Here is a 10,719-nt window from a genome sequence, read left to right as displayed (position 1 = left end):
CTCTGCAAGACAAGGTGATTATATCTTCTCGCTCTTACCTTTTCGGGAGCGTAATAATCAAGTCTGCGTTTTTGATTTTCAAGTCTTAAATCGGCTGATCTGAACTTTTTATCCATCAAAGCACTCAAATATTGCAGCTGCTTTTTGTAATATGCCAAAAGCTCCTGCCTGTCGGGTACTGCAAGCTCTGCCGCCGCTGACGGAGTTGACGCTCTCACATCTGCCACAAAGTCACAGATTGTAAAATCTGTTTCGTGACCGACACCGGATATTATCGGGGTTTTGCAATTATACACTGCATGGGCAAGATTTTCGTCATTAAATGCCCACAAGTCCTCGGCAGAACCGCCGCCTCTGCCGATAATCACAACATCAGCTATACCACTTTTGCTGAATTTATTTACTGCACGCACAAGCTGCTCGGGAGCATTTTCGCCCTGCACAAGAACAGGAGCAAGCACTATGTCGGCAACAGGAAATCTTCGTCTTATAATATTGGTTATATCCTGAACCGCCGCACCTGTAGGAGAAGTAATTACGCCGATTGTTTTAGGAAACTTAGGAAGTGCTTTTTTGTGTGCATTATCAAAAAGTCCCTGCACTGCAAGCTTTTCCTTGAGCTGTTCAAAAGCAAGAGTCAACGCACCAATGCCGTCCGGCTGCATATCCTCAATATAAAGCTGATACCTACCGCTTGGCTCATAAAGCGAAATTCTGCCACGGCAGATTATCTTCATTCCGTTTTCAGGGCGAAATTTTAATCGTCTTGCGTTGCCCGCAAACATTACGGCACTGATTACCGAGCGGCTGTCCTTGAGCGTAAGGTAAATGTGACCGCTACGCTGGTGAACTGTAAGGTTAGAAATTTCACCTGTTACAAGCACAAACTGCAATCTGCTGTCATTTTCAATTATGGATTTTATATAGAAATTTATTTGTGAAACTGAAAGCACTTTTGGCTTTGGTATCTGTGGGGTATACATTTCTTCCCTCCTGTTCTGTGAAGTTTATATAATGGCTATATAAGCTGTTTCTCGTAAACTGTTTTTACTATTAGCAAAATTTGTGTGGGAATTAGGTTATATACTTTATTTCTCTTAAAGTACTTTTAGCTTGTCATAAACTGCCTACCAATTCCGCTTTTCTTTTGCGTGAAAAGAAAAGCTCCAAAAGAAAGCACGCTTAAGGGAACAAGGCTTTCGATGCCCTTTTCCCTTAAGTATCCCTCTTTCCCAAACGATAAAAGGTCAGCGACCTTTTAAATCTTCTAACTTTATTTCTTTTAAACTATTTATTCCGTATATTTTTTATAAGCAAGATAAGCTATTCCGGCTGCATTATCAGCTGAATATTCGGGCTTGGCGAATATTGCGTTGAATTTTTTTGTCAGGGCATTTCTTATGATAGAATTAGACATTACGCCGCCTGCAAAAATCACAGGCATAATGCCGTACTGCTCAAGCAATTTTTCGGTCATTTTCTCAAGAGTGAACTGAATAGACGCAAGACAAAAGGCTGAAATTTTCTCTTTGCTTTCGCCGTTATCGAGCATTTTTCTGCATTGATTTTCAAGACCGCTAAGGCAGCAATCCGCACCCTTGAGTGTGGGGCGAACTTTTAATTTTTCCGTATTATCGAGTGCAAGCTGTTCAAGCTGAGGGCCGCAAGGAAATTTAAGTCCGAGCATAAGTCCCACTCTGTCAACTGCCTGTCCTGCGTTTAAATCAAGGGTTTTGGCTGCCTCTGTAACCTTAAACGAGCTTGTATATCCCTTTGCAAGCACCGCCTCGGTAGTACCACCGCTTACATGGAATGCAAGAAATTCTTTGTCAAACAAATCATCTCTTTTTGATGAAAACAACGCTGCGGCAATATGCCCCTCCTGATGTGAAAATGTCAAGAGAGGCTTTTTTATTACTGCCGATATAATTCTTGCTGTGTTTTCGCCAACCGTAAAGCACGGCATATACGAGCCGTCAACAGGACGAGGACGGGTTGACACACCAACTGCCGACACACCCGACAAATCAACCTCTTTTGCAATATTCTCCACAAGCGTGTGCAGCTGCTGCGTATGGTGAAATACAGCATCACTCTGTCTTAATCCGAGCTGTCCCTGCTTTACGGGCAAAAGCTTTTTTCTTTGTAGCATTTCACCGTTTTCGCTGTTGTAAACCGCTGCGGAAGTGGTATAGTTTGAGGTATCAATTCCGAGAAAAAAGCTCATTACTTTTCCCCGTTTGCTCTTACATAAGAGCCTAAAATACCGTTTACAAAGCCGCTTTCATCAATGGTGTACTTCTTTGCAAGCTCTACTGCCTCATTGATTGCAACGCTTGCAGGTACATTTTCAAGATATTTGATTTCATAAATTGCAAGTTCTAAGATTGCAAGTGACGGCTTAGAAATTCTTGAAAGACTCCAACCCTTTTTAAGGTAGCTTGAAATAATCTCATCAAGCTCTTCCTTTACATCTACAATACCCTCAACCTCAGCCTGAGCAAGTGCGGAAATTCCGCCCATAAAAAGTTCTGAGTTATCCTGTAGCATATTGTCAACAGAAGTATTTGTAAATGATTTTGAAAACAAAAGCATAAATGCCTGCTCACGCTGTTCTGAGCGTGTAAGCTGAATCTGTACTGCCTCGTTTTCGTTAGCTTCGTTTTCCTCTACCTCTGTAGAAGTTACATTTATCTCTTCAGACATACTATCCCAACTTTACAATAAAATATTAGGATAATTATATCACATAAAATTTTAGTTGTAAACTATATTCAAATTAATGATATGAACATAACATTTGAAATAAGCTAAAAGTATTTTAATAACTCACGCACCAACAACAGATATTGCATCACTTGCAATTTCATAATGAGTAGTGACTGCGTCATATATGGAAAGGACTGTGTTTTCGTTAAGCTCATTTTTCGGCACAATTACAGTCACGCCCATATCCGTAATACAGCAAAGGCAATCTGAAAAGCCCTTTGCCTTGACTATGGTTTCTATGGTGTCCTGCGTGGTAAAAAAGCCAATCATCTTCTCCACATTTTTTTGTGCGTCAGAAAGCTCTGTATCCGAGCTTGAGTCTGACTCAAGTATTTCCTCGGCATCGTCAATCACCTTATCTTGCGTGTTCTGCCTTTTGGTGCGTTCCGAGGCAAAAAAGTCCTGCTGATCTTTTGAAAGTGCTATTGTACTCACCGCCTCATCAGAGGTTGAAGTTGAGCCTACTGTGGCATTCACATATGACGCTGCACCGAGTTCCTTTGCCGGGGTTGTGCGAGCCTGTGAAATCTGATAATTTATGTACACCGCTGTGGCGAGTGCAAGTACAAGTGCTGTCATTACAATATGCTTTTTCTGAATTTTCATAATACCTCTACCTTCGTTCTGTTAGTTTAGTTACACATACCTTTGCCGATGAAATATCCAATGCTCTTGTTACCGCCTGAGTAACCGTCTGCGTGACTACAGGGTCATCTCCGCCCTCACACACAACAAGCACTCCTCGTATAACAGGCTGTATTTCCTTTGTCTTGGTGGTGCTGTCATCAAGATAGACATACTCGACCGAGTTTTCTATTGTCAAAAGCACCTTGGTTTCCCCGCAGCCGCTTATGCTTGAAAGAATTTTTTGCAAATCACTTTCAATCTCTGTGCTGTAGGTTGTTACGGAAAAGCCCTCGGTATCAGTTTTTTCACCCATATTAATGTTTGAAAAAGATGATATAAAAATCAATGCAATTCCGATTACACCGATTATGATAATAATTTTTCTTGCCTTATCGCTTTCAAACAGTTTTTTTATTCCGCCTGTTTTTTCTTCCATTGCTTTGCACCCTTAAATATAAGTTATTCTCGGATATGCTCCAAAGCTTCTGTAGGTGAGCGTACCGATTTTTTCATTTTGGCTTTTGTATTCATTGCTCATATATATGCTGATGTCACCAATGATTATGCTGTCTGACTGCGATTTTGCAAGTACAATTTTGCAATCCGATATTCTGATATTATTCTGCAAAAGAATATCCGTAAGGCTCTGTTCAAGGTTTTCTTCCGCCTGCTTTATCACAAGATTTGAGTACGCTTCATCTGAGGTTGAAATTTCACTTTCAATCTCTGTGGGCAGTTGATTATCTATTTTTATAGAGGATATTGCAGAGCTGAGCGGTGAAATCAGGCAGCACACCATAAAAGCACCTATAACAAGGGCAACTGTCTTTTTAGTAGCACCCTCAGGCACAAAGGCAGAGAGCAAACTGCACACCAAAGCACCGCCGCATACTGTAATTGTGGCACATGCCATACTGCTCATACTCCGCCACCTCCCATTAAAAGCACAAGTGCCGTAGAAATTACATACACCGACATTATGCAAAGCACTATTGCAAGCAGAGTTGACATCACCGTTCCCACTCCTTCAAGTAAATCTTTTACCTGATTTATGCCAAGCACCTCTGCAAGCAGTTTTCCTGCCGAGAGAGTAAATATCCACAAAAGGCTTTTTAGAATTATAGGCAAAAACATAAATGCAATGGAAATTATCACAAAAATTCCAAGTCCCGATTTGAGCAAGGTGACGCTTCCCTGTACAGTTTTGTATGCGTCAGAAAGTGCCGAACCGACTATTGGAATAAAGGAATTTAAAGTAAATCTTACCGCTCTTGTTGATACATCGTCAACAGAAGTAGTTATAAGCTGTTTAAAGGAAAGCACCGCTGTGAATACTGTCATTGCAAAGCCGAGTATCCATTTTACCGCCTTTGAAATGATTGAGGTTATACCCGAAAGCTTAGACTCCGGACATACGCTTGCCGTTACCGACACCCCTAAAAACATATTCAAAAACGGCACAATAACCTTTGAGCTGAGTTGTCCCACTCCCTCACCTGCTCCAATCATCATTGCATAGTAAGATGCACCGCTGACTGCATGACCTGTGCTTGACATTATCATCACCATTACAGGCACAAATGCAAGCATAAAGGCTGATGCGGTTTTTACTACTCCGGTCACTTCTGTTATTACTTCAATAGCAGGGAGTGCAGCCGCACAGGTAGCACACAGTACGGCTGCTATGCCGAGTGAGGAGGAAATTTCACTCGAAAGCGTGTTTTTGTAGGAGGATAAAAGCGAGCATATGAGAATTAATGCTGTCAGAGATATTACCGCATTAAGTGGTGCCGAGCTGTTTTCACCTGCAAGTTTTACTATTTCGTTAAGCACATCGCCAAACGAAAGCTCAGAAATCTGCTGACTGTCAACACCGTTTATCCCAATATTTTCAAGACTCTGCTTTACCTCATCTGAAAGGCTGTTGTACAAAGCAGAGGTATCGTAAATGCTGTTTATATCATTTGTAGTTGGCTGAGATTCGCCGTCCTCTGTTACCGCAAAGGCTTGAATCTGAGAAAAGCAAACAACAATCAGCACCACAAAAAACACAACTAATTTTTTCAACATCAACACTCCTTCAGGAGTTTTCAACAAGTGACACCACAGTATTTAAAATTTCTGTATATAGTGGAAGTGAAGTCACCATAATCAATATTTTCCCTGCAAGCGTAACATTTGTGGCTATTGCCTGCTGTCCCGACTCCTTGCAAACACTCACAGCAAGCTCTGTTACAATGCAGATTCCAATTACCTTGAGCAATATCTTTATGTACTCAAGGTTCATATCTGACGCCGCCGCAATTTTATTGACGGTCTGCAAAATGGTTGCCGCAAAGGAAATCACCGCCATAAGTATTATTACCCCACAGGCGATTGAAAGCATAAGCGAGGTTTCGCCGTTATGCTTTCTGATTGCAACTGCCGAAATTGCCGACACGATTGCCACAGCGGAAATTGTTATAATATTCATACTGCCGTCCTAAAAGCCGAATAGCTGTTTTATTGTGTTAAACAGAGTACTGATCTGCGTGACAATCAGAGTAAGCACAACAATAAGACCGGCAAGGGTAGTGAGCATTGCCTGCTCCTCTCTGCCGCTTCGTATAAGCACCTGACACAGCACAGCTACTATAATGCCAATGGCAGCAATTTTAAAAATCAGTTCAACATCCATAGCTATCCTTTCAGATTATAATAAGGGCGGCTGCCGTACCGACAAAAAAGCCCATAGTCCTGTATAACCTTGACTTTTCGATTATATCCTTTTTGCTGTCCTCAAGGTGAGCGGCTGCAAGATTTTTGTAAAGCTCAATATGCTTTAATTGTCCCTCAACATCGGTTATGCCAAGCTTTTCACCAAATGAGCATAAAAGCTGTTTATCCTCGTGCTTCAGATAATAATCCTGCGTTGCTGAGATTACGGACTTTTTCCACCTTTCAAAAAAGCTGCCTTTTATTTCTTTATAGGAATTATATACAGCCTTACCAAAGCTGTCCTCACTCTTTGAAAGAATTACAGAAAGCTCGTCTGTACTGTAGCGGATATTTGTTGCAAGGCTGTCTAAAAAAATTAAAAAGTCATTAATTAAATCTCTGCGTTTATAAAGCCGCTGTGATTTTTTAAAGCCTGAAAGCGTGGTTGCCGCAACAATGAGAATACAACCGATAATCTTAATCGGCAAAAACATCACCGACCTTCATTATCTTGCTTACCCTGCCAACCTTTGCTCTGTTGTCAAGAAACACAAGGGTTTTAAAACCGCCGCAGGCAATAAGTCGGCGAATATTTTCCTTCTTTCTTAACTCATCAATACATGAGCAATGAACAGTTGAAATAAACGAAACTCCGGAATTTACCGAGTACTCAACAGCGTCAATATCCTTTTGTGTGCCGATCTCATCACACACAATAATATCGGGTGACATACTGCGTATTGCCTGAATAATTCCGCTTGGCTTGTCGTACAAATCGAAAACATCGCACAAGCCAATGTCATTTTGCAAAATTCCCGATGAAGTACCGGCAAGCTCTCCCCTCTCGTCAATCAGCGAAATCCTCTTGCCGTACTCGGTAGAAAGTATTCTTGCCATATCTCTCAAAAGGGTTGTTTTTCCTGTGCAGGGTGCACCACAGATAAGCACACCGCCAAAATCAGGGTTGAGATTTTCAATAATCGCCCTTGAGCAATCCTTGTGCTCTCTTGCAATTCTGATGTTGATTGACGAAATATCACGAATGTTTATAACCTTGTCGCCCTCGCAGATTGCAGTACCGCATATACCAGCTCTGTGACCGCCATGCATTGAAACAAAGCCGTTTATAATTTCACTCTGCTTTGAATACACCGAATAATTGCAGATATTATGAAAAGTGTCGGTGAGATCTCCTCGGCTGACTGTGAGCATTGAGCCGTCAATTATAGTGTTGGTGAGTCCGCCCTGTTGTGTAAGAAAATATGTAGTTTCGGGACAAACTATGGCAACAGGTCGGTTTACTCGCAGTCTGATTTCCTGTGCGGTATCGCAAAACTTTGGCATCAGCGGTAAAATCCTCTGGTAAATATTCTGACTTAGTGAGCGTATAGCAAGCATAAACCTGCCCTCATTATTAAGACTTGTCATTTTTATCGTCCTTTCCTTGGCTTTGTTAATATGTATGCAGACAAGCACATAAAAAGAACAAGGCTTAAATATTTTTTGAATGATAGATTTTTTAAATAAAAGCACAAAAAATCTCCCTAACCGTTGTTAAGGAGATTTTGTATTGAATATTTACTTTTTATTAAATTAAGAAATCATACATAATTCAGCGCAGTATCTCTGAATCATAGTTGCGTCGTTTATATCTATAACATTGTCTTTAGTTACATCGGCACTGTTCTTTTGATAGTATGACATATTATCAATTTTAGACAGATATGTTTGCAGTGCAGTAACATCGTTAATATCCACAAAACCGTCGCCGTCAACATCGCCTGCTTTTAAGGCAACAGAGAAAGTAACATACTTTGTGCCGCAATAGCCGCCGATGCCTGTAATTTTTACGCTGTAATTTCCGAGTTCGGTTACATTTTCATCTATGCTGATTGTATAATCTATATCTTTTGTAAGAACCTTTCCGCCATAAGATACACTGTAATCTGCCTGCTGTTCATTCTCGTTATAATATATAGGTTCAATTGTCACCTCGGCATTTTTTATGTTAGCGCCGTAATATACAATAACTGAATTTTCTGTTTCTTCTTTCGGCAGATAATTTAACGAAACACATCCGTTTTCATCGGCTGCGGTCTGTGTTATGTACAAAAGATTATCGTCAGACAACACATCTTTTTCAGAAGCGGATTTTACGGTGGCAATAATATAATCCTCATTAGGAACAAGTCCGTTAAGGTCAGCCGTCTGCACCGAATCAACAGCCTCTACGGCACGTGAAAGGCTTTGAGCGGATATATTTTCGGTGGCAGGATTATCATTATTAGTTGTATCTGTTACCGTTACTTTTGCTACTGCACCAAGTTTTGAAGAATAGTTAAAGTTTGTAAGATCAAGTTTGAGCGTTACATCTGCGCAATCATAAGGAACATTAAATCTAATATTTTCACCAAAATAAGCTGAATTAAATTCAACTCCTGATTCAGCTATAAATTCATCAGTTGCAGAACCCCAATGGTCAGCATAACTATGGTTCGCAACAAACTTAACAATATAATTATTATTCTTAGGAATATTATGATATGTAATTTCATAAACCCTTTTCGCTATTTCGTTCATAGAGTTACTTTCAGCCGTTACATCCCACCATTCATCATTTAACCAGTGATCTTCACCATTACCAACAACAGTCATAGTTGAAATAAATGGAAGATACTCTTTTCCATCGGTAGGAGTAGACTGGGTAGGTCTGTGGTAACCTGCTCTTCATCCGAATTATAATCTTCGCCGATTACAACTTCATAATATCCGTCATTAAAATGCTTTGATTTTTCTATTTTATCAAAACTGCCGTTTTCTTTGACAAGCATTGTTTCTGTTGAATCACCTTTTAAAGAAAAATTAAGCACAGATTTTTTATCGCCCGAAGTAACCCAAACCTGATATACTCCGTTGTTGCCGCCCTTAAGCGCACAATAAAAATAACCGTTTAAATTGCTGTTGCCGAGAGTTGTTTGCATTGAAAGATATTCGCTTATATCTGCATCGGCTACAGGAGAACCGTCTTCATCTATAACTTTTATAGGAACATTGTAAACAATATTCGGGCAACTGCCCCAATCGAATTTTTTGTTATCAAACGAATAGTAAAAATTATGTTCCGAAAAAGTTAAATGAAATCCTGCTTTAACACTGTCCGGCAATACATTTTTATTTAATAATTTCAGTTTTGCTACAACCTCTACTTTTGGTGCAATTGAACCTGAGATACAATTTGAGCAACTATGTTCAAAATTCAAATTTGAATATGTTTCTGATATATCTTTTTTCATCGTAGCTGTAATTTGGGTGCCTGCAGTTCCCTGCAATGAAACCGAGGCAATTCTATCGTCAACAACTTCACCTTTTGCCTCAATAAAAGCTCCTACAAATAAATTTGCTTCTGCTTGCATTGAAGCATCAATTTCAGGTCCGTGGCTGGTACTTTTAAAACCTTTTCCGTCTTCGTATTTAGTTCCGAGCACTGCAGTTATATTAGCTTTAAGACCGGCTTCAAATTCACCTTCAAACTTAAATCCAAATATAATCTGTACATTAGCTAATTTGGGCAAAACAGGTTTTGTAATTCTGCCTATTCTCCATTCAACCGTACCTGACATATTTAATTTAAAATCACATTCAACACCGACAGAAACAGAAAAACTGCATTCCTTATGCTTGCGTGAAATATAAATCTCAAAGTTTATGTCACCGCTAAGAGTGGCACTGCCTTTCAAATCAAAACTGCCGTCGACTGCAATTTTTTTATCGGCGTCGCTGTCATCTCCGTTGTTATTCTCTTCACTGTTAAGTGTAAAAGTTTTGTATATACTTCCTTCGCCGCCGATATTCACTTTTCTTCCGAGAGATTTTTGAGTTTGCGGCATACTTTCTTTAACCGTTACACCCGGTGAAAGGGAATCCTTATCGACCTCGGCATCTCCGAGAGAAGACTCCGCTTCGATTTTTACATAATCGAAAACATCTTCCATTTCAATGTCTTGCGCTGTAATTGTAACCGTATCTCCGTTAATGCTTATGTTTTTTACCTTAATGATAATTACATTATCATCATCTGCATTACAAGAAAATTCATCATCTGTTTTAAGTGAAAGCATATCATCCGTACAGTTTTCAAAAACATAAGTTTTAGTGCTTTCATCATATGATTTAAGAAGATTTTTTTCGCTGTCATCATCCAAAATTTTTACATCTTCGCTGTAAACGGCAAAGTTTGTGGAATCGTTCTCATCCAAATTTAAAACCTTTTCGGAATCAAAGTCATCAACCGTTTTAGCTAAAAGCTCCTGCATTTCGGTTGTGTACATTGAAGTTTCATATTCGTCGCTTAAAGGCGAATTTGACGAATCAACCATATATGCTTTAAGCACAAATGCCTTTGGCATAGTATCAATCGCAAGCTGAACATCTACAGAATCGTTTTCACTTGTAACATATGTTTTGCCCGATGCAATCATTTGATTTGTGTTTTCATCAAATATTGCCGCAATTACAGTACAATCCTCGGCGGCAAAATATTCAGGCTCTATAATAAATGTTGGGGTAACAAATAGAGCCTACAAAAATAATTTTAAAAAAAGTAGAGCATATTTGTCTAAAATCCGT

The 10,719-nt window shown here is 39.7% G+C and carries 13 protein-coding genes; all 13 read right to left on the bottom strand.

Annotated elements, in window-relative coordinates:
* On the bottom strand, positions 1–983 hold a 983-nt coding region (xseA, locus tag ACJMMI_RS04360; RefSeq protein ID WP_405353893.1), incomplete at its 3' end, for an exodeoxyribonuclease VII large subunit.
* A 308-nt stretch (positions 984–1,291) separates the two neighbouring features.
* Positions 1,292–2,227 (bottom strand): peptidase M22, encoded by a 936-nt coding sequence (locus ACJMMI_RS04355; RefSeq protein WP_405353891.1) that lies wholly within the window; start codon positions 2,225–2,227, stop codon positions 1,292–1,294.
* Positions 2,227–2,706 (bottom strand): transcription antitermination factor NusB, encoded by a 480-nt coding sequence (gene nusB / locus ACJMMI_RS04350; RefSeq protein WP_405353890.1) that lies wholly within the window; start codon positions 2,704–2,706, stop codon positions 2,227–2,229. The genes ACJMMI_RS04355 and nusB overlap by 1 nt, the downstream gene beginning before the upstream one ends.
* Before the next feature lie 123 nt (positions 2,707–2,829).
* Entirely contained in the window at positions 2,830–3,375 is a 546-nt protein-coding gene (locus ACJMMI_RS04345; RefSeq protein ID WP_405353888.1) for a SpoIIIAH-like family protein, read from the bottom strand.
* Between the two features lie 7 nt (positions 3,376–3,382).
* The gene (locus tag ACJMMI_RS04340) at positions 3,383–3,832 is read right to left on the bottom strand and encodes a hypothetical protein (RefSeq protein ID WP_405353886.1); all 450 of its coding nucleotides are present in this window, start codon (positions 3,830–3,832) and stop codon (positions 3,383–3,385) included.
* 12 nt (positions 3,833–3,844) lie between these two features.
* Positions 3,845–4,318 carry a stage III sporulation protein AF gene (locus ACJMMI_RS04335; RefSeq protein WP_405353884.1) on the bottom strand — a complete coding sequence of 158 codons (474 nt, stop codon included), beginning with the start codon at positions 4,316–4,318 and terminating at the stop codon, positions 3,845–3,847.
* Complete coding sequence (locus ACJMMI_RS04330) at positions 4,315–5,463, bottom strand: stage III sporulation protein AE (protein ID WP_405353882.1); 1,149 nt, start codon at positions 5,461–5,463, stop codon at positions 4,315–4,317. The genes ACJMMI_RS04335 and ACJMMI_RS04330 overlap by 4 nt, the downstream gene beginning before the upstream one ends.
* Before the next feature lie 13 nt (positions 5,464–5,476).
* On the bottom strand, positions 5,477–5,869 hold the full coding sequence (locus ACJMMI_RS04325) for a SpoIIIAC/SpoIIIAD family protein (protein WP_405353880.1): 393 nt from the start codon (positions 5,867–5,869) through the stop codon (positions 5,477–5,479).
* Positions 5,870–5,878: 9 nt separating this feature from the next.
* Positions 5,879–6,073 carry a stage III sporulation protein AC gene (gene spoIIIAC, locus ACJMMI_RS04320; protein WP_117704296.1) on the bottom strand — a complete coding sequence of 65 codons (195 nt, stop codon included), beginning with the start codon at positions 6,071–6,073 and terminating at the stop codon, positions 5,879–5,881.
* Between the two features lie 10 nt (positions 6,074–6,083).
* Positions 6,084–6,581: a stage III sporulation protein AB gene (locus ACJMMI_RS04315; RefSeq protein ID WP_405353878.1), complete on the bottom strand. Its 498-nt coding sequence runs from the start codon at positions 6,579–6,581 to the stop codon at positions 6,084–6,086.
* Positions 6,571–7,569, bottom strand: a complete 999-nt coding sequence (locus ACJMMI_RS04310; RefSeq protein WP_405353895.1) for an ATPase, T2SS/T4P/T4SS family — start codon at positions 7,567–7,569, stop codon at positions 6,571–6,573. Before ACJMMI_RS04310 ends, ACJMMI_RS04315 begins: the two co-directional genes overlap by 11 nt.
* 117 nt (positions 7,570–7,686) lie before the next feature.
* Positions 7,687–8,748, bottom strand: a complete 1,062-nt coding sequence (locus tag ACJMMI_RS04305; RefSeq protein WP_405353876.1) for a dockerin type I repeat-containing protein — start codon at positions 8,746–8,748, stop codon at positions 7,687–7,689.
* Positions 8,745–10,571 carry a hypothetical protein gene (locus tag ACJMMI_RS04300; protein WP_405353874.1) on the bottom strand — a complete coding sequence of 609 codons (1,827 nt, stop codon included), beginning with the start codon at positions 10,569–10,571 and terminating at the stop codon, positions 8,745–8,747. Before ACJMMI_RS04300 ends, ACJMMI_RS04305 begins: the two co-directional genes overlap by 4 nt.
* Positions 10,572–10,719: the final 148 nt, after the last annotated feature.

It is taken from the genome of Ruminococcus sp. (assembly GCF_045129435.1).
Lineage (GTDB): Bacteria > Bacillota > Clostridia > Oscillospirales > Acutalibacteraceae > Ruminococcoides.
The sequence above is the reverse complement of the archived record's forward strand: the minus strand, read 5'-3'. Positions and strand labels throughout refer to the sequence as shown.

Bases quoted from the DNA above. Each gene is read 5' to 3' on its own strand.
- ACJMMI_RS04355 (WP_405353891.1), bottom strand. From the start codon at position 2,227: ATGAGCTTTTTTCTCGGAATTGATACCTCAAACTATACCACTTCCGCA.
- nusB (WP_405353890.1), bottom strand. From the start codon at position 2,706: ATGTCTGAAGAGATAAATGTAACTTCTACAGAGGTAGAGGAAAACGAA.
- ACJMMI_RS04345 (WP_405353888.1), bottom strand. From the start codon at position 3,375: ATGAAAATTCAGAAAAAGCATATTGTAATGACAGCACTTGTACTTGCA.
- ACJMMI_RS04340 (WP_405353886.1), bottom strand. From the start codon at position 3,832: ATGGAAGAAAAAACAGGCGGAATAAAAAAACTGTTTGAAAGCGATAAG.
- ACJMMI_RS04335 (WP_405353884.1), bottom strand. From the start codon at position 4,318: ATGAGCAGTATGGCATGTGCCACAATTACAGTATGCGGCGGTGCTTTG.
- ACJMMI_RS04325 (WP_405353880.1), bottom strand. From the start codon at position 5,869: ATGAATATTATAACAATTTCCGCTGTGGCAATCGTGTCGGCAATTTCG.
- spoIIIAC (WP_117704296.1), bottom strand. From the start codon at position 6,073: ATGGATGTTGAACTGATTTTTAAAATTGCTGCCATTGGCATTATAGTA.
- ACJMMI_RS04305 (WP_405353876.1), bottom strand. From the start codon at position 8,748: ATGACTGTTGTTGGTAATGGTGAAGATCACTGGTTAAATGATGAATGG.
- ACJMMI_RS04300 (WP_405353874.1), bottom strand. From the start codon at position 10,571: ATGATTGCATCGGGCAAAACATATGTTACAAGTGAAAACGATTCTGTA.